This is a genomic window from Enterobacter sp. MGH 24 (assembly GCF_000493015.1).
Classification (GTDB): domain Bacteria; phylum Pseudomonadota; class Gammaproteobacteria; order Enterobacterales; family Enterobacteriaceae; genus Enterobacter.
In genome coordinates, this window is record NZ_KI535657.1 from 704,543 (window position 1) to 722,999 (window position 18,457).

The following is an 18,457-nucleotide window of genomic DNA, read 5'->3' on the forward strand; positions in this document are numbered from 1 at the left end:
GAGCGCGTGATGATCCCAGGTGAATATCAGATCCAGCCCGGAAACATTGCCCTCAACGTCGGGCGTGAAACCCAACGCGTGGTTGTCGAAAACCACGGTGACAGGCCGATCCAGGTCGGATCGCACTACCACTTTTACGAGGTCAACCCGGCGCTGAAGTTCGATCGGGAAGCCACCAGAGGCTACCGGCTGAACATCCCGGCGGGTACCGCCGTGCGCTTCGAGCCCGGCCAGAAGCGGGAAGTGACGCTGGTTCAGGTCACCGGAGCGCAGCGCATTTTTGGCTTTCGCGGCGAGGTGATGGGAGAGGTGAAACATGGCTGAGATTTCACGCCGGGCGTATGCCGATATGTTCGGCCCCACCACCGGGGATAAGGTGCGGCTGGCCGACAGCGAGCTGTGGATCGAAGTGGAAGACGATCTCACGGTCTACGGCGAAGAGGTTAAGTTCGGCGGCGGAAAGGTGATCCGCGACGGTATGGGTCAGGGGCAGATGACCGCAGACGGCTGCGTGGATCTGGTTCTCACCAACGCGCTGATCGTCGATCACTGGGGGATCGTGAAAGCCGATATCGGCGTCAAGAACGGGCGGATCTTCGCCGTCGGCAAAGCCGGTAATCCGGACATTCAGCCCGGCGTGACGATCCCGATTGGCGCCGCGACGGAAGTGATCGCCGCCGAAGGGAAGATCGTCACCGCCGGTGGGATCGACACCCACATCCACTGGATCTGCCCGCAGCAGGCGGAAGAGGCGCTGGTCTCCGGCGTCACGACGATGATTGGCGGTGGTACCGGACCGGCGGCGGGCACCAACGCCACCACCTGCACGCCGGGGCCGTGGTATATCGCCCGCATGCTGCAGGCTGCCGATACGCTGCCGGTGAATATCGGCCTGCTCGGCAAAGGTAACGGCTCCAACCCGGATGCCCTGCGCGAGCAGATTGCCGCCGGCGCTGTCGGGCTGAAGATCCACGAAGACTGGGGCGCGACGCCTGCGGCGATCAACTGCTCGCTGGAAGTCGCGGAAGAAATGGATATTCAGGTGGCGCTGCACAGCGACACGCTGAACGAGTCCGGTTTTGTCGAAGACACGCTGGCAGCTATCGCCGGGCGCACCATCCACACCTTCCACACCGAAGGCGCGGGCGGCGGCCACGCGCCGGATATCATCACCGCCTGCGCGCACCCGAATATTCTGCCCTCTTCCACCAACCCGACCTTACCCTACACGGTGAACACCATCGACGAGCATCTCGACATGCTGATGGTTTGCCATCACCTCGATCCGGATATCGCCGAGGACGTAGCGTTCGCCGAATCCCGCATTCGTCGGGAGACCATCGCCGCGGAAGACGTGCTGCACGATATCGGCGCGTTCTCGCTTACTTCGTCAGATTCGCAGGCGATGGGCCGCGTCGGGGAAGTGATTATCCGCACCTGGCAGGTCGCGCACCGCATGAAGGTCCAGCGCGGCGCGCTGCCGGAAGAGACCGGCGATAACGATAACTTCCGCGTGAAGCGCTATGTCGCCAAATACACCATTAACCCGGCGCTCACCCACGGCATCGCCCACGAAGTGGGATCGATTGAGGCGGGCAAGCTGGCGGATCTGGTGGTCTGGTCCCCGGCGTTCTTCGGCGTCAAGCCCGCCACCATCGTCAAAGGTGGAATGATCGCCTGCGCGCCGATGGGCGATATCAACGCCTCGATCCCCACGCCGCAGCCGGTGCACTACCGCCCGATGTTTGGATCGCTGGGCGCCGCGCGCCACGCCACCCGGCTGACGTTTATCTCGCAGGCCGCCAGTGCGAACGGCATCCCGCAGCAGCTCAATCTGCAGAGCGCCACGGCGGTGGTGAAAGGCTGCCGGACGGTGAAAAAGGCGGACATGATCCACAACGGCCTGCAGCCGAATATCACCGTCGACTCGCAAACCTACGAGGTGCGCGTCGACGGTGAACTGATAACCAGCGAACCGGCTGACGTTCTGCCGATGGCGCAACGCTATTTCCTGTTTTGAGGAGTGATGATGATCTATTTAACCCAACGCCTGGACCATGCGCACCCGATTACCGCCAGCGTCACGCTGCCGATTGACGTGCGGGTGAAAAGCCGCGCCCGCGTGGCGCTGAACGACGGCCGCGAAGCCGGGCTGATGCTGCCGCGCGGCCTGCTGCTGCGCGGGGGCGACCTGCTGACTACCGACGACGGCAGCGAGGTGATCGAAGTGATCGCCGCGCCGGAGTCGGTGTCCGTGGTGCGCTGCGCCGATCCGTTCCTGCTCGCCCGCGCCTGCTACCACTTGGGCAACCGCCACGTGCCGCTGCAGATCATGCCCGGCGAGCTGCGCTATCACCACGACCACGTTCTCGACGACATGCTGCGCCAGTTCGGGCTGGACGTGACCTACGCCAGCCTGCCGTTTGAACCGGAAGCGGGCGCTTACACCAGCGATGCCCACAGCCATTCTCACGCTCATTCACATTAAGGATTAATCATGCGCAAGTATTTACCGCTGTTACTGCTGGCTTTTTCCGTTCCGGCGCTCGCGCATCCCGGCCACGGCGCCGACAGCTTTCAGGCCGGTTTCTTCCACCCGCTGACCGGGCTCGATCATCTGCTGATGCTGACCGGCGCGGGCGTGCTCTCGGCGCTGAGCGGTCGCAAACTCCTGCTGCCGTTAGCCACCCTCGGGATGATGCTTGTCGGCGCCATTGCGGGCAGCCTGCTCGGCGGCTTTAGCGGCATGGAGATGCTGATTATCGCCTCGCTGGCGGTATCCGGCGTGATGATGTTTAAAACCGAAAACCGCCTGCTGCTGGCGGTACCGGCTCTGGCGATGTTCCACGGCTGGGCGCACGGCGTGGAGATGTCCGGCCACAGCTTCTGGCTCTTCACCAGCGGCTTCATGCTCGCCAGCGCCACGGTGCTGTGCGCCAGCTTTGCCGCAGGGCTGCTGCTGCGCCGTCACGACGGCCTGCGTAAAACCTTCGGCGGCGGGCTGATCGTCTCCGCCCTGCTGGCGCTGATAAGCTGATGGAGCACGCCCGCCAGAGGCTGCGCCTGATGCAGCTCTCCAGCAGCAGCCTGCCGGTCGGGTCGTTTACCTGGTCGCAGGGGCTGGAATGGGCCGTTGAGGCGGGCTGGGTCACGGATGCCGGGGCCTTTAAACGCTGGCAAATCCAGCAGATGGAGCAGAGTTTTTTCTGCGTCGATCTGCCGCTGTTTATCCGTCTTTATCAGGCCTGTGGGCAACGCGATCTTACACTTGCAAAACGCTGGACGGCATACCTGCTCGCCTGCCGGGAAACGCGCGAGCTGCGCGAAGAGGAGCGCAACCGCGGAGCGGCGTTTACGCGGCTGATTAAGAGCTGGGAACCTGACTGTCCGCCGGAATGGCTGCCGCTGTTTATGCAAAGCCAGCTCGGCGGCATGGCCTGGCTCGGCGTGCGCTGGGGCATTGGCGTGCGCGAGCTGGCGCTGAGCATTGGCTACAGCTGGATAGAGAGCGCGGTGATGGCGGGCGTCAAGCTGGTGCCGTTTGGGCAACAGGCCGCGCAGCAGCTGATTATCGAACTGAGCGATCACTACGCCGCTGGTTTTGAACAGGCATTTTTACGTCGCGACGACGCGCTGGGGGCAGCAACGCCGCTGTCCGCCATCGCCTCCGCGCGCCACGAAACCCAATATTCACGACTATTCCGTTCCTGAGGAGTCATTATGGCTGATTACAAACATCCCCTGCGCGTGGGCGTGGGCGGCCCAGTAGGGTCGGGCAAAACGGCACTGCTGGAAGCGCTCTGCAAGGCGATGCGCGATACCTACCATCTCGCGGTGGTGACCAACGATATCTACACCAAAGAGGATCAGCGCATCCTGACCGAGGCGGGCGCGCTGGAGCCGGAGCGCATAGTGGGCGTGGAGACCGGCGGCTGCCCGCATACCGCCATCCGCGAAGACGCCTCGATGAACCTGGCGGCGGTAGAGGCGCTAAGCGAGAAGTTCGGCAATTTGGATCTGATCTTCGTTGAAAGCGGCGGCGACAACCTGAGCGCGACGTTTAGCCCGGAGCTGGCGGATCTCACCATCTACGTGATCGACGTAGCCGAAGGGGAAAAAATTCCGCGCAAGGGCGGGCCGGGGATCACTAAATCCGATTTTCTGGTGATCAACAAAACCGATCTCGCGCCGTACGTCGGTGCGTCGCTGGAGGTGATGGAGCGCGACACCAACCGCATGCGCGGCGATCGTCCGTGGACGTTTACCAACCTGAAGGCGGGTGACGGCTTAGCGACGATTATTGCGTTTCTGGAAGAGAAAGGAATGTTGCGGGTGTAGGGTGGTTTATTGCACGTTAGCACACGTGGGTGTTGTAGGCCCGGTAAGCGCAGCGCCACCGGGCAAAGAAACTCACGCCTCCGGCAGTTCCGCCAGCGGCCAGCGCGGACGCACGGACACGCTCAGGTCGGACGTCGCGCCCGCATTCAGGCGCACCATTCCGGCGTAAGCGATCATCGCGCCGTTATCGGTACAGAATTCCGGACGGGCATAGAACACTTCCCCGCGACGCTTTTGCATCATCTCGGCGAGCTTCGCGCGCAGCGTGCGGTTAGCGCTCACGCCGCCCGCCATCACCAGACGCTTAAAGCCGGTCTGATCCAGCGCGCGCTTGCACTTGATCATCAGCGTATCCACCACCGCATCTTCGAACGCGCGGGCGATATCGGCGCGGGTCTGCTCGCTGTCATCGTTATTACGGATCGTATTCGCCGCGAAGGTTTTCAGACCAGAGAAGCTAAAATCCAGCCCAGGACGGTCGGTCATCGGGCGCGGGAAGACAAAGCGCCCTTCCGTTCCCTGCGACGCCATTTTCGACAGCATCGGGCCGCCCGGGTAATCCAGCCCCAGCAGCTTGGCGGTTTTATCGAACGCTTCACCGGCGGCGTCGTCGATCGACTCGCCCAGCAGCGCGTATTTGCCAATGCCCGTTACGCTAATCAGCTGCGTATGGCCGCCGGAAACCAGCAGCGCCACAAACGGGAACTCAGGCGGATTCTCTTCCAGCATCGGCGCCAGAAGGTGCCCTTCCATATGGTGAACCGGGATCGCCGGCACATCCCACGCGAAGGCCAGCGAACGCCCTACCGTCGCGCCAACCAGCAGCGCGCCAACCAGGCCCGGGCCTGCGGTATACGCCACTGCATCAATCTCTTTTGCCGTTAATCCCGCTTCTTTCAGCGCCGCCTGAATCAGGGGAACTGTTTTACGCACGTGGTCACGAGAGGCCAGTTCAGGTACGACGCCGCCGTAGTCAGCGTGCAATTTCACCTGACTATACAGCTGGTTGGCCAGAAGCCCTTTTTCGTCGTCGTAAATGGCGATGCCGGTTTCATCGCAGGATGTTTCAATACCCAGTACACGCATGACTTGTTTTACCTCGTTTCAATACCGCGCAGTGTAGAGCCTGGGCGGGTTGATGTAAAACTTTGTTCGCCCCAGGAAGAAGGCTCGTGTATACTCCTCACCCTTATTAAAGTCCCTTTCAAAATCGCATCGGTGCTTTACAAAGCAGCAGCATTTGCAGTAAAATTCCGCACCATTTTGAAATAAGCTGGCGTTGATGCCAGCGGCAAACCGAATTTATTAAAGGTGAGAGTTACATGCCGGTAATTAAAGTACGTGAAAACGAGCCGTTCGACGTAGCACTGCGTCGCTTCAAACGTTCATGCGAGAAAGCAGGTGTTCTGGCTGAAGTTCGTCGTCGTGAGTTTTATGAAAAACCAACGACCGAACGTAAGCGCGCTAAAGCTTCCGCTGTGAAACGTCACGCGAAGAAACTGGCTCGCGAAAACGCACGCCGTACTCGTCTGTACTAATTGGTTGAGGGCCTCAGCCCTCAATTGACAGACAGAGTAATAGTCGTAAGGCCGTGCTTCCGGAAGGAATGCGCGGCTTGTTTTCGTTTATGAGTCACTAAAAATAACGGGGCATATGGCCGGAAGAATCCCACGCGTTTTCATCAATGACCTGCTTGCCAGAACCGACATCGTCGATCTCATCGACGCGCGGGTAAAGCTAAAAAAGCAGGGCAAGAACTACCATGCGTGCTGTCCGTTCCATAACGAAAAAACCCCCTCCTTCACCGTAAACGGTGAAAAGCAGTTCTACCATTGCTTCGGCTGTGGCGCACACGGTAATGCCGTTGATTTTTTAATGAACTACGACAAGCTCGAGTTCGTTGAAACCGTCGAAGAGCTGGCGGCGATGCATAACCTTGAAGTGCCGTATGAAGCAGGCAGTGGCCCAAGTCAGATCGAGCGCCATCAACGGCAAACGCTGTATCAACTGATGGATGGCCTGAATTCGTTTTACCAACAGTCTCTTAAGCACTCTGCGGCTGAGCCTGCGCGTCAGTATCTGAACAAGCGCGGACTGAGCGACGATGTCATTGCGCGTTTCGCTATTGGTTACGCCCCGCCCGGCTGGGACAACGTGTTAAAGCGTTTTGGCGGCAATAGCGAAGATCGTAAGTCTCTCATCGATGCAGGCATGCTGGTCACTAACGACCAGGGACGAAGCTACGACCGCTTCCGCGAACGGGTGATGTTCCCGATCCGCGACAAGCGTGGCCGGGTGATAGGTTTTGGTGGTCGCGTGCTGGGTGATGCCCTGCCGAAATACCTCAACTCCCCGGAAACCGATATTTTCCATAAGGGCCGCCAGCTGTACGGTCTTTATGAGGCGCAGCAGAATAATGCGGAACCTCCGCGTCTTCTGGTCGTCGAAGGCTATATGGACGTCGTGGCACTGGCGCAGTACGACATCAACTACGCGGTTGCGTCGTTGGGTACGTCCACCACCGCCGATCATATTCAACTGCTGTTCAGGGTGACCAACAACGTCATCTGCTGTTACGACGGTGACCGCGCAGGACGCGACGCCGCCTGGCGTGCGCTGGAAACCGCGCTCCCGTACATGACCGACGGCCGTCAGCTACGCTTTATGTTTCTGCCCGACGGTGAAGACCCGGATACTCTGGTGCGTAAAGAGGGCAAAGCGGCGTTTGAAGCGCGGATGGAGCAGGCTCAGCCGCTCTCCACGTTTTTGTTTAACAGCCTGATGCCGCAGGTCGATTTGAGTACCCCTGACGGGCGCGCGCAGCTCAGTACGCTGGCGCTGCCGTTAATCAGCCAGGTGCCCGGCGAAACGCTGCGCATCTATCTGCGTCAGGAGTTAGGCAACAAGCTTGGCATTCTGGATGACAGCCAGCTTGAACGTTTAATGCCTAAACAGGCTGAAAACGGCGCGGTTCGCCCCGCGCCTCAGCTAAAACGCACAACCATGCGTATACTGATAGGGTTGCTGGTCCAAAACCCCGAGCTCGCACCGCAGGTGCCGTCGCTGGCGGGTTTGAACCACGAAAAATTGCCCGGACTTGGCTTATTTTCAGAACTGGTCAACACGTGTTTGTCTCAGCCAGGTCTGACCACCGGACAACTTTTAGAGCATTATCGCGGCACAAAAGAGGCCGCTACCCTTGAAAAATTGTCGATGTGGGACGATATAGCAGATAAGGACATTGCAGAAAAAACGTTCACCGACTCGCTCAACCATATGTTTGATTCGATGCTTGAGTTGCGCCAGGAAGAGTTGATAGCTCGCGAGCGGACGCACGGCTTAAGCAGCGAAGAACGCCGGGAGCTCTGGATGATTAACCAGGAACTGGCGAAGAAATAAAAAATTTAACGGCTTAAGTGCCGAATATCGATCGGGAAGCCCCCGGCAGCCGCACTGAGAGGCAGCGGCAAAAATATAAGTACGCCCTCGCTTTAAAGGTTGGCAGCCCCATCGCCGACACCAATCAAACGAATTAAGTGTGGATACCGTCTTATGGAGCAAAACCCGCAGTCACAGCTGAAACTTCTTGTCCAACGCGGTAAGGAGCAAGGCTATCTGACCTATGCCGAGGTCAATGACCATCTGCCGGAAGATATCGTCGATTCAGATCAGATCGAAGATATCATCCAAATGATCAATGACATGGGCATTCAGGTGATGGAAGAAGCACCGGATGCCGATGATCTGTTGCTGGCTGAAACCTCCAACAACACTGACGAAGATGCGGAAGAAGCTGCTGCACAGGTACTGTCCAGCGTGGAATCTGAAATCGGGCGTACCACTGACCCGGTCCGCATGTACATGCGCGAAATGGGTACCGTTGAACTGTTGACCCGCGAAGGCGAAATTGACATCGCAAAACGCATCGAAGACGGGATCAACCAGGTTCAGTGCTCCGTTGCCGAGTACCCGGAAGCGATCACCTATCTGCTGGAGCAGTACGATCGCGTTGAAGCGGAAGAAGCGCGCCTGTCTGACCTGATCACCGGTTTTGTCGACCCGAACGCTGAAGAAGATATGGCGCCTACCGCCACTCACGTCGGTTCTGAACTGTCTCAGGAAGAGATGGATGATGACGAAGACGAAGATGAGGAAGAGAGCGACGACGACACCGCGGACGATGACAACAGCATCGACCCGGAGCTGGCGCGCGAGAAGTTTGCCGAGCTGCGTACCCAGTACGAAGTCACGCGTGACACCATCAAAGCGAAAGGCCGCAGCCATGCCGCCGCTCAGGAAGAGATCCTGAAACTGTCTGAAGTATTCAAACAGTTCCGCCTGGTGCCAAAACAGTTCGATTACCTGGTAAACAGCATGCGCGTGATGATGGATCGCGTGCGCACCCAGGAACGTATCATCATGAAGCTGTGCGTTGAGCAGTGCAAAATGCCGAAGAAGAACTTCATCACCCTCTTCACCGGCAACGAAACCAGCGAAACCTGGTTCAACGCGGCTATCGCGATGAACAAGCCGTGGTCTGAAAAACTGCACGACGTGAAGGACGATGTCTATCGCGGTCTGCAGAAGCTGCAGCAGATCGAAGAAGAGACCGGCCTGACCATCGAGCAGGTTAAAGACATCAACCGTCGTATGTCCATCGGTGAAGCGAAAGCCCGCCGTGCGAAGAAAGAGATGGTTGAAGCGAACTTGCGTCTGGTTATCTCTATCGCCAAGAAATACACCAACCGTGGTCTGCAGTTCCTGGATCTGATTCAGGAAGGCAACATCGGTCTGATGAAAGCGGTAGATAAGTTTGAATACCGTCGTGGTTACAAATTCTCCACCTACGCAACCTGGTGGATCCGTCAGGCTATCACCCGCTCTATCGCGGATCAGGCGCGCACCATCCGTATTCCGGTGCATATGATTGAGACCATCAACAAGCTCAACCGTATCTCCCGCCAGATGCTGCAGGAGATGGGCCGCGAGCCGACGCCGGAAGAGCTGGCCGAGCGCATGCTGATGCCGGAAGACAAGATCCGTAAAGTGCTGAAGATCGCCAAAGAGCCAATCTCCATGGAAACACCAATCGGTGATGATGAAGATTCGCATCTGGGTGATTTCATCGAGGATACCACCCTCGAGCTGCCGCTGGACTCTGCGACCACCGAGAGCCTGCGTGCTGCGACGCACGACGTACTGGCCGGCCTGACCGCTCGTGAAGCGAAAGTCCTGCGTATGCGTTTCGGTATCGATATGAACACCGACCACACGCTGGAAGAAGTGGGTAAACAGTTCGACGTTACCCGCGAACGTATCCGTCAGATCGAAGCGAAGGCACTGCGCAAGCTGCGTCATCCAAGCCGCTCTGAAGTGCTGCGTAGCTTCCTGGACGATTAATCGGTCCTGACAGTGAAAAAGCTCCCAATCGGGAGCTTTTTTTTATTCCCTCCCCCTGTGGGACAGGGCCAGGGTGAGGGCATCAGGCCGCAGAGGATTACAGCCCCCGCACCATCAGCGCCTCATCCAGCTCCCGATACGCCTCTACCAGCTTATCCAGCGTTGCTCTGTTGAGCCCACTCGGATTTGGCAGCACCCACACCTGCGTCACGCCGATAGTGATGCTCTGCTTACCCCACTTAGCCCCGCGCTGGCTGAACGCCTGCTCGTAGGCCTGCTTGCCGAGGATCGCCAGCGCGGCCGGCTGGTAGTCTTCGATCTTCTTGACCAGCTCTCGCCCGCCGCTGCGCAGCTCATGCAGGTTGACCTCGCTCGCCTGCACGGTTGGCCGCTCGACCAGCATGGTGATCCCGCAGCGCGTATCCAGCAGATGCTGCTCCTCTTCGGGCTTGAGTAGCCTGTCGGTAAACCCGGCCTGGTAGATCACCTTCCAGAAGCGATTCCCCGGATGGGCGAAGTGAAAACCGGTGTGCGCCGAGGACTTACCCGGGTTGATTCCGCAGAACACCACCCGCAGGCCTGGGGCCAGAATATCGTTGATCATCTCTACTCCCGCTTGATACGTCGTCAGGGAAGTATAAAGGATTGATTATGCGTTGTTTATAAAAACAGCAGGCAGGTGTGAATGGCTGGATTGCTGCGGGGAGTTACTTTATAATTCATCGCCACGGCCCCTTAGCTCAGTGGTTAGAGCAGGCGACTCATAATCGCTTGGTCGCTGGTTCAAGTCCAGCAGGGGCCACCAAATTTTAGTTTTAAAATCATATAATTAAGCCACTCGATAGAGTGGCTTTTTTGTTGAGTTGATTTTAAGTGGCGATGAAATGGCGGTGACCAATGCATATCGTTAATGAGGTTTTGAGTTCGCTTTCAGATTTATTTACACACACAAACCTGATCCCCGCGTCTGCGGTAGTAGCTATAGTTCTATTTTTTTCTAAAGAACATCTTGAATCTAAACGCAAAAAGATAGCCAAGCTGAACGATATAAACGCTCTAAAAAAAATATTTGCACGCGAATGCCAGCTAAACTGGAACCTTCGCACCCAAGTAAAAAGCTTATGCTCAAAGTTTGAACCCTTTGAAAAACTACCCTCAAATGAATGTCCATACTCTTTAAGCTTTGTCGATTCACCCTCGGGTAAGACCCGATATGAGATTTATGTAGATGGAAAAAAATCAACCGCTGGCGTGCTCACAAAACCATATCTAGAGAATTTTCAGAAGTATATTTACGACATTGCCAAACTGGAGCCAGATTTTTACGATCTCCTGGTTCCTGCATATGAAGCTGTGATTGAACTGAAGCATCTATATGACTCACTCATAGACCTTGAGCAAACACAGCAACTCATGAACAACGATAACATGATGTTAGGCTTTTCCAGTTACGCCCTTGAAGAACTTGAAACCATTGATAAAGACCTAAAAGCTCTTTATCAATTCTGCACAGGAAACGAACTAACTCAGGGCCTATTACGATAAAGCCCGCTCAAAGCGGGCTCTGTCACATCCACAATTGACGCTGTCCAGTTGGCAATGGATGAGGTGGGGCAGGATTTACAGTGCCCGGAGTAACAATAAATCTCTCCACTGATTCCATTGTCACGAACGTACAACTGCAATTGATGTTCGTGCATTGATGATAACGCTCTTTGGTGTTTTCACTTAGATAGCGACTAGTGCGCGCATGTGCCGCGTTCTTACACTTCGGACAATGGAACATAAAACACCCTAAATTCACAAAATGTGAATAAATAATACCTCATAACTCACCAAATGAGAATGCCTTAATCCACACCCTCCTCCAACGAGTATTCTACATCCGAAACCTTAACCTCAAGCTCCAGGCCCGTCGTGTAGCCGTTCCCGTTGAGGTTATGCACCACCCGACTGATTATCCACGCCTGCTCGTCTATGACGCGCTTAAAGCCTTTCACCGCAACCGGCGTTTCGGGAAATAAATCCGCACGGCCAAACGCCAGCGAGATTGAAAACTCCGCGACACCGCGCTGTATTTTGTCCCACTTCGCCTGAGCGGCACGCATGGCCTGTGCTTTTGTCGCATAGATGGTCGTTAGCTCCAGCACGTTGTCAGACTCACCGGTCATATATTCGCCCTCGCGTGCTTCCGGCTCTTTTTTGGCTTTGGTCTTTGCCGTGGTTTTGGCCGCTTTTGGGTGCTGCAGCGCGCGCAGGTGCTGCACCTTCGGCTTACGCTGCAGTTTCACTTTTTGCTTTTGCGGCTTAGGGTCTTTGGTGTGCAGCCATTTTGCCGTCACGCCGGTGTAGGCTTCCCGGTCGGCGATGGCAAACTGATGCCGGTCGCCGTCTCCGCGCTCAAGTGTCATTTGCGGGATAGGTTTACCGCTGGCCAACACAGCGTTACCGGCTTTGAGGAATAACAGTTTCCCGGCCTTTACCGAAACCGTTGCGCCGTTGCGGTCAGCCAGACGGGACAGAAACACCGCATCGGACTCCTGAGCCTGGTCGATGTGAGGCACGGGGATCGCTTTCAGTGTGTCGGCCACGCTGGCGGTCAGTTTGTTGCGCGCCGCGATGGTCTCCACGATGACCCCGAGCGTGGTGTCATGCCATGACTGTTCCCGGCGTGAGTTCAGCGTCCCGCGAAAATCAGCGCTACGTCCCCGGATGGTCAGCGTATCCGGTGCGCCCCGGTGCTCGATTTCATCAACCGTGAAACTCCCTTTCTTAAAAAGCGCGGAGCCCTGCCAGCCCAGCCACAGCGTCAACGTAGCGCCGCGTGGTGGCAGTGCGATTTGCCCATCGCTGTCATCAAGTTCGATGTCGAGCTGGTCAGCCTCAAATCCGCGATTGTCCGTCATGGTCAGACTAATAAGCCGGTCGCTAAAATCCTGCGTAATATCTTCGTTATCCTGCTTGAGCATAAACGCCGGGGCAATGAGCGCCCCTGCCTGTACTTTCATTCCGGTAATCATCCTGCCAGCTCTCCAATCCAGTTACCGGCAGACGTCACCAGACTGTCGGCCTGCGTTTTCAGGTCGCCGTAGATAGCCGCCAGCGACTCATCGACCCGCTTCAGTGACAGACTAAACTCGATTTTTCTGGCCGCGCCATCGCTGAATAATTCGCTGTGCGTGTGGGTCACTTTGTCGATGACATACATGCCGTGGATCATGCCCGTTCCGTCAATCAGCGGCCACGCCCTGCCTTCGTCGGCCATCAGCTCGATAGCCGTCAGCGACAGGCGACCGCCGGTGATTTCAGGGTAAAGCACGCCCGACAGCGTGCGTGAGGTTTCCCCCTCCCCGAGATACTGATAAGCCGGGGGTTTGCCGACGCGGTCGTTTGACGCCCAGCGGTAATCCTTCGAATACTGCATCGACTGATGCGGCAGCGTGCGGCGCTCAAACACGAATAAACCCAATACCATTAACATGCTTTAGCCCTCATTCGTCGTGGCGCATACTTGAGCGCTGACGCGCCCTTTTTTTCCGGTCTAATGTCTCGACGGCGTCACTTAGCTGTCGCTCAAGGTCGCTACCCGGCGCAACCCCACCCTGCAGGGTGATGTGATACTCGCTTTTGCTCTGGTCGACATAAGACCGGCCAGCAGGCGCAGTTACTGGCTGATAGGCCTGATAACCTCCATACGCAGACGTTGCCGGGATATAAGACCCGTTTTGTGCACCGGCTGCTGCACTGGCTTTCGCTGCAGTCTGGTCGAGGTCGCCCGACTCTTTTTTGATAACCCCGAGTTTCTCCAGCAGCCAGCCGACCTTACTGCTCAGGCTGTTAAAGATATTGAGTGGAGCCATCAGGGCATCAGCCAGCGCCTGACCGAACGCCACCCCGACATTTTTGCAGCGGTCGAGCGTTTCCTGCGTTGCCTTAACCGGCGCAATCAGGTCAGTGAACCACTGCCAGACACCGCGCAATTTTTCGATGACGGAATCAAACACCGGCGCGAGCGGGGCAAAGATATCCGCCACCGGTGCAAAGGCCGCTTTAAGCCCCTCCACCACGCCCGAAAAGAATGCGCTGATAGGCTCCCAGTATTTACGAATCAGCAGCGCCCCGGCCACAAATGCCGCAACCACGGCCACAACCGGCCAGGTGATAGCACCGAGGACAGATACAATGGCCGTGCCCATTGCGGCCAGATTTGTTCCAAGAACACCGGCAGCGGCGATAATCATGTTGATACCCGTTACTACCGGCCACGCTATCAGACCAATACCCCCGAGCACCCCAATCAGCGCCATCCCACCGGCGACAAGGTTAAACAGGGTTTGCGTAAGCTCAGGGTTTGCTTTCGCCCAGGCGGCAACCTTCCCGAGCATATCGGTTGCGGAAACCGTCAGGCGGCGCAGCGCTGAATCCTCTTTTTCGAAAACCTCAATCTGCAGGTCTTCCCATGCTGACTGCAGGTTTTTCAGATCGCCGTCGAGGTTATCGGTCTGGATTTTCGCAATACGTTCAGTCGTGCCTTTTGAGTCACGGATTTGCTGGCGTTTATTGTCGAGCGAGCCATCACCGGCAGCGGCGACCAGCTTAATCGCGCCCTTCATGGCTTCCTCGCCGAAAATCACTTTCAGATATTCGCCCTGCTCAGCCGTACCGAGCTTATTTTTCACGAAGGACTTATTAATATCTTTGAGGATTTTCTCGACCGGCAGCATGTTCCCTTTGCTGTCGCGGGTTTTCACGCCCAGCTCTGCAATGGCGTCCACGGCTTTTCCCATTGGAGCCTGCAGGCGGTTGAAAATGGCACTCGCGCCTGTACCGGCCATCGAGCCCTTAATCCCGTTATCAGCCAGAATGCCGAGCATGGCGGTCGTGTCTTCAATGCTCGCCCCTGCAGCTTCCGCGATAGGCGCGACATACTTCATCGCCTCGCCCAGCTCGACAAGGCCGGTATTGGATGACGTAAAACCTTTAGTCATCACATCCGCGACGCGCTCAATCTCCGTGGTCGGCAGATTAAAGGCCGACTGCATATTGGTGATAATGTCTGCAGCTTCGGCGATATCCACGTCAGCCGCGAGGCTCAGATTGACGGTTGACCCGGTTGCGGCCAGCACGTCATCGGCGTTATAGCCCGAGCGTGCGAGCGTGGTCTGCGTGCGCGCCACGTCACCCGGTGAAAAGGCGGTTGTCGCGCCGATATCGCGCGCCTGCTGACGAATGGCCGCGAGCTTGTCATCCCCCTTATCGAGACTGAGGATCGCCTGCGTGCCTGACATCTGTTTGTCAAAACCGATGCCCGGTGCAATAAAGCGCGATGCACCATACAGCCCGGCGGTCGCCACCCCGACGCCCACCATCCCGGCATTACGCGCACCGGCGGCGAGCTGTTGCCCGGATTCATAGCGACGTTTAACCGCGCTGAGTCTGGCCTGTTGCTGGCTGACGCGCGCCAGCGCATCACGTTGCCGGTTAAGCTGCGCGGTCGTCTCGCTGATGCTGGATTTCAGACGGCGCTCATCCGCCGACAGCGTGCGGGTATTTATCCCGGCCTGCGCAAGCTCGGTTCGCTGGCGCTGTACCGACTGCCTGAGCCCGTTATATTTGAGCTGCAGGTCAGCAGCGGATTTCTTTGCCGCCTCCATCGCGCGCGCCTGCGCATTCGTGGGGTTTTCCGTGTTTTTAAACTGGACGGCCAGCGCAGCGGCCTCCTGTTTCGCTTTGTTAAGCGACTGACCGGTCACGGCAAGCTGTGCGCTCGCTTTCCTGAATCCGTCAATTCGGGACGCCTGCGCATTGAGGTCACGCAGGCTGGTTTGTGAAGTGCGGATGTCGCCAGCAAGGGATTTGCTGGCGGTCTGGATAGCTTTAAGCGGTCGGCTTGCCCGGTCTACTGCGTTAAGCAGCACCTCAAGTCTGACGTTTTTGCTCATGGTGGTTTCCGCTTCGCTGCAGCGCCTTATCGCGCCATGTGATGAGCTCGGTCACGCTCAGGGAATACAGCTCTGATGGCGGCCAGTGAAAAATCACTGCGATATCCGCCATCAGGTCATCGACCGACAGGTTGTCGGGAAATTTCAGCGAGCCGAAGATGGCGACAAAAAACCGACCACCTGACCAGCAAACAAAATCAGGTCTGATGCTTCCAGACGTGTGACCTCATGCTCGGTGAGTGCCGGGTAAGTCATGCGCGGCAGCACCTTAATCAGCGCATCGACGTCAGAGTTTGCCAGTGCGGCAAGACTCACACCGCGCAGGGTTCCCGCATTGGGTTTAAACACGGTCACCTGTTCGATTTTTTGCTCACCACGCATGACGGGATTATCGAGGATCACAATGTTCGGGTTTTTGGTTTCGATTTCAGTTTCGGTGATGGCGGTTTCGGTGTTTTTTTTCATGATATTGCTCTCTTCAACGTTGGATGACCGGCCAGCCTGGCTGACCGGTTAAGAGGTTACAGGCCGATGGCCTTACGGTGTTCTGCCAGACGGTCGACGCCGTCGACTTTCAGCACCATGTTGATGACGTCAATCTCGATGACTTCTTTGCCGTCAATCGTGAGCTGGTAGTAAGCACACTCGGTCGACATCTTGGTCGTGCCGCTTTCCCCCTGCTTGTTTTCGCCGCCGTCGTACTCTTTGTGACGGCCACGCATGACCACCTCAACGGCGGAAATCGCGCCGGTGTCATCGCGCTGATAAGAGCCGGTGAAACGCAGCGGCACGCTGGCCGCGCCCGGTGACGCGTACTGCGCCCACAACTCGACATCAGGCAGACCGCCGAGCGTCCATTCCAGCGACAGCGCATCGTCATCGAGACCGAGGTCAATCGACACCGAGCCCGGCATCCCGCCGCCGCGGTATTTTTCGAGCTTACGGGTCAGCTTTGGCAGGGTGACGGATTCAACAACGCCCATGTAGCTGAGGCCGTCGTTAAACATATTCAGGTATTTCAGTTTGCGTGGCAGTGCCATGTTCCGGCTCCTTAGCTGTTAACCGACTCTGACAGGTTCGCCAGATAGGTATCGGTGATGCGCTGGCGCAGGGTCAGGTTTTCCAGCGGCGGGACGGGGGTATAGTCGTAATCGATATACAGTTTCCCCACTTTCAGCGTTTCCACGCTGTTTGATTCCGGGTCGTACCAGCACGTGCCGTCAACGATATAGCCGTTGTTTTTCAGCTCGCGGAATTTGGCATTGATACCGGCGACGATGTCGCGGATAAGCGTTGCGGTGACGGGTTTATCCATCGCCCACGCGTGCGCTTCCGCCATCGTGTCGGCCAGCACCTGCGCGGTGCGGGTGTAGTTCTCAAACACGAATAACGGATCGTCTGAGCAGGTGCGGTTGCCCCAGAACTTAAAGCCGTCATTACGGATGAGTGTTGTCACACCGGCCTGATTGAGCAGGTTCGCGTCGGTGGCCTGTTCCTGCAAATCCCATGAGACCGAGGCACTGACGCCGGTGACGCCATTCACGCCGACGTTGGACAGCGTTTTGTGCCAGCCGATTGTCTGGTCGATTTTGGCGCGCAGACCGAGCGCGCGGGCAGTCGCCCATGCAATATCGGTTTCATTCGCCGTGGTGTCCCACGCCAGAAAATCAGGGTGAATGACCATCAGCTCGCGCTGACTGAAATTCTCTCGATAGGCCATCGCTTCTGAAATGGTCTTGCAGTCCCACGCGCTGATATAGCCAAATGCGCGCAGGCTCTGGCAGGTCGACGCGAGCGCGGTCGCCACTTCCTGAGAATCCAGCCCCGGCACACCGAGAATGCGCGGCTTAACGCCGGTGACGGTTTTTGCGGTTAACAGCGCTTTCAGCCCGGTATATTTGCCGTTTTCGTCGGTCGTGCCGATGATGTTGGAAATGGTTTGTTTTTGCGCCGCCTCCGGGTCTTCCGGGTCTTCGACACCTTCGGGAACGCGCACCACCACAATGACCGGTTTGCACTGGTCAGCGATGGCCTGCAGGGATTTTGCCAGCGTGCCTTTTGTACCGGCTTTCCCGATCGCAGTTTGTACACTGGTAATCAGCACCGGCTCATTAAGCGGGAATGTCTTTGCGTCAGCATCGCTGGCCGTGCAGACCATGCCGATGATGGCCGTCGAGACGGTGGAAATGGTGCGCGTGCCATCGTTAATCTCGATGACCTCGACGCCGTGATGATAGTCGCCCATCAGTAAAACTCCGTGGTGAAGTGGAGCAACTATTTTCTGTTGTGTGCAGTCTGGGAGCGATTCAATGCCGTTGGTGGAGGAATAACACAACAAACAAAAAGCCCTCCGGGTGGAGGGCTCACGTCAGGCGGGTAATTCAGGCCATACAATTTCATGGGGGGTCGACGTATCTATCCGGCTTAACAACACCCGATATTTTTTCCACGCGATCAACAATTGCTTTTCTTCATCGGTATCCAGCCCCAAATCGAAAGCATCCTGCAGGGGGGTTATTCTCGCGTTAGCTTCCTTCATCAGCACCGTTCGTTTTTCTTCCGCCAGCGCAACTAACTCTTCGGTGGTGGGCTCCGGTGGGTCAGTTAAGAACGGGATGCCCTCCACATTTGAGCCGATCACTTTTCCCGTGGATTGCCCCTCCAGCAGAGAAAAATAAAATTCTTCGCTGATTTCCACTGCATCAGCCGGAATGGATTCGTTAACCTCATCGCAATAGAACCCCAGCTCCGCTTTCGAAAAATAATAGTTCATCGTT

At 57.0% G+C, this 18,457-nt stretch carries 21 protein-coding genes and 1 tRNA gene; 11 read left to right on the forward strand and 11 right to left on the reverse strand.

The genetic code is table 11. The features are described from left to right. Window positions 1–9: 9 nt before the first annotated feature. The 6 genes from L370_RS18445 to ureG are packed head-to-tail and all read left to right on the forward strand — an operon-like array spanning window position 10 to window position 4,338. Window positions 10–324 carry an urease subunit beta gene (locus L370_RS18445; protein ID WP_023333451.1) on the forward strand — a complete coding sequence of 105 codons (315 nt, stop codon included), beginning with the start codon at window positions 10–12 and terminating at the stop codon, window positions 322–324. Next, a complete protein-coding gene (gene ureC, locus L370_RS18440) occupies window positions 317–2,020 on the forward strand; it encodes an urease subunit alpha (RefSeq protein ID WP_023333452.1) in 1,704 nt (567 codons plus the stop codon). The genes L370_RS18445 and ureC overlap by 8 nt, the downstream gene beginning before the upstream one ends. A 9-nt stretch (window positions 2,021–2,029) precedes the next feature. Next, window positions 2,030–2,488: an urease accessory protein UreE gene (gene ureE / locus L370_RS18435; RefSeq protein WP_023333453.1), complete on the forward strand. Its 459-nt coding sequence runs from the start codon at window positions 2,030–2,032 to the stop codon at window positions 2,486–2,488. A 9-nt stretch (window positions 2,489–2,497) separates the two neighbouring features. Further along, the gene (locus tag L370_RS18430) at window positions 2,498–3,037 is read left to right on the forward strand and encodes a HupE/UreJ family protein (RefSeq protein WP_023333454.1); all 540 of its coding nucleotides are present in this window, start codon (window positions 2,498–2,500) and stop codon (window positions 3,035–3,037) included. Beyond that, the gene (locus L370_RS18425; RefSeq protein WP_023333455.1) at window positions 3,037–3,711 is read left to right on the forward strand and encodes an urease accessory protein UreF; all 675 of its coding nucleotides are present in this window, start codon (window positions 3,037–3,039) and stop codon (window positions 3,709–3,711) included. Before L370_RS18430 ends, L370_RS18425 begins: the two co-directional genes overlap by 1 nt. 9 nt (window positions 3,712–3,720) lie before the next feature. After that, entirely contained in the window at window positions 3,721–4,338 is a 618-nt protein-coding gene (gene ureG / locus L370_RS18420; protein WP_023333456.1) for an urease accessory protein UreG, read from the forward strand. A 72-nt stretch (window positions 4,339–4,410) separates the two neighbouring features. Here the strand turns inward: ureG and tsaD are convergent, their stop codons facing one another. Continuing rightward, a complete protein-coding gene (gene tsaD, locus L370_RS18415) occupies window positions 4,411–5,424 on the reverse strand; it encodes a tRNA (adenosine(37)-N6)-threonylcarbamoyltransferase complex transferase subunit TsaD (RefSeq protein WP_023333457.1) in 1,014 nt (337 codons plus the stop codon). A 236-nt stretch (window positions 5,425–5,660) separates the two neighbouring features. Between tsaD and rpsU the strand changes: the two genes are divergently transcribed. From rpsU to rpoD, 3 genes are all read left to right on the forward strand, one after another. Further along, window positions 5,661–5,876: a 30S ribosomal protein S21 gene (gene rpsU, locus L370_RS18410; RefSeq protein WP_001144069.1), complete on the forward strand. Its 216-nt coding sequence runs from the start codon at window positions 5,661–5,663 to the stop codon at window positions 5,874–5,876. A gap of 115 nt (window positions 5,877–5,991) precedes the next feature. Further along, on the forward strand, window positions 5,992–7,737 hold the full coding sequence (gene dnaG, locus L370_RS18405; RefSeq protein WP_023333458.1) for a DNA primase: 1,746 nt from the start codon (window positions 5,992–5,994) through the stop codon (window positions 7,735–7,737). 153 nt (window positions 7,738–7,890) lie between these two features. Next, a complete protein-coding gene (gene rpoD / locus L370_RS18400) occupies window positions 7,891–9,738 on the forward strand; it encodes an RNA polymerase sigma factor RpoD (protein ID WP_023333459.1) in 1,848 nt (615 codons plus the stop codon). Between the two features lie 97 nt (window positions 9,739–9,835). Here the strand turns inward: rpoD and mug are convergent, their stop codons facing one another. After that, on the reverse strand, window positions 9,836–10,342 hold the full coding sequence (gene mug / locus L370_RS18395) for a G/U mismatch-specific DNA glycosylase (RefSeq protein WP_023333460.1): 507 nt from the start codon (window positions 10,340–10,342) through the stop codon (window positions 9,836–9,838). Between the two features lie 125 nt (window positions 10,343–10,467). On the opposite strand from mug, the gene L370_RS18390 reads away from it, so the two are divergent. Beyond that, a tRNA-Ile gene (locus tag L370_RS18390) sits at window positions 10,468–10,543 on the forward strand. A gap of 92 nt (window positions 10,544–10,635) precedes the next feature. After that, entirely contained in the window at window positions 10,636–11,283 is a 648-nt protein-coding gene (locus L370_RS18385) for a hypothetical protein (RefSeq protein WP_023333461.1), read from the forward strand. Window positions 11,284–11,305: 22 nt separating this feature from the next. Here the strand turns inward: L370_RS18385 and L370_RS0121745 are convergent, their stop codons facing one another. From L370_RS0121745 to L370_RS18350, 9 genes are all read right to left on the reverse strand, one after another. Further along, a complete protein-coding gene (locus L370_RS0121745; RefSeq protein WP_032666539.1) occupies window positions 11,306–11,524 on the reverse strand; it encodes a DNA-binding transcriptional regulator in 219 nt (72 codons plus the stop codon). Window positions 11,525–11,588: 64 nt separating this feature from the next. Continuing rightward, window positions 11,589–12,758, reverse strand: a complete 1,170-nt coding sequence (locus tag L370_RS18380) for a phage late control D family protein (protein WP_023333462.1) — start codon at window positions 12,756–12,758, stop codon at window positions 11,589–11,591. Further along, on the reverse strand, window positions 12,755–13,219 hold the full coding sequence (locus L370_RS18375; protein WP_023333463.1) for a phage tail protein: 465 nt from the start codon (window positions 13,217–13,219) through the stop codon (window positions 12,755–12,757). The genes L370_RS18380 and L370_RS18375 overlap by 4 nt, the downstream gene beginning before the upstream one ends. A gap of 10 nt (window positions 13,220–13,229) precedes the next feature. Continuing rightward, window positions 13,230–15,680 carry a phage tail tape measure protein gene (locus tag L370_RS18370; protein ID WP_023333464.1) on the reverse strand — a complete coding sequence of 817 codons (2,451 nt, stop codon included), beginning with the start codon at window positions 15,678–15,680 and terminating at the stop codon, window positions 13,230–13,232. Beyond that, window positions 15,658–15,828, reverse strand: coding sequence for a GpE family phage tail protein (locus tag L370_RS22280; protein WP_369796161.1), 171 nt, complete (start codon window positions 15,826–15,828; stop codon window positions 15,658–15,660). The genes L370_RS18370 and L370_RS22280 overlap by 23 nt, the downstream gene beginning before the upstream one ends. After that, on the reverse strand, window positions 15,825–16,145 hold the full coding sequence (locus tag L370_RS18365; protein WP_023333465.1) for a phage tail assembly protein: 321 nt from the start codon (window positions 16,143–16,145) through the stop codon (window positions 15,825–15,827). The genes L370_RS22280 and L370_RS18365 overlap by 4 nt, the downstream gene beginning before the upstream one ends. Window positions 16,146–16,201: 56 nt before the next feature. Then, entirely contained in the window at window positions 16,202–16,720 is a 519-nt protein-coding gene (locus tag L370_RS18360; protein WP_023333466.1) for a phage major tail tube protein, read from the reverse strand. Between the two features lie 11 nt (window positions 16,721–16,731). Then, window positions 16,732–17,925 (reverse strand): phage tail sheath protein, encoded by a 1,194-nt coding sequence (locus tag L370_RS18355; RefSeq protein ID WP_023333467.1) that lies wholly within the window; start codon window positions 17,923–17,925, stop codon window positions 16,732–16,734. A 123-nt stretch (window positions 17,926–18,048) separates the two neighbouring features. Further along, entirely contained in the window at window positions 18,049–18,453 is a 405-nt protein-coding gene (locus L370_RS18350; RefSeq protein WP_023333468.1) for a tail fiber assembly protein, read from the reverse strand. Window positions 18,454–18,457 lie beyond the last annotated feature (4 nt).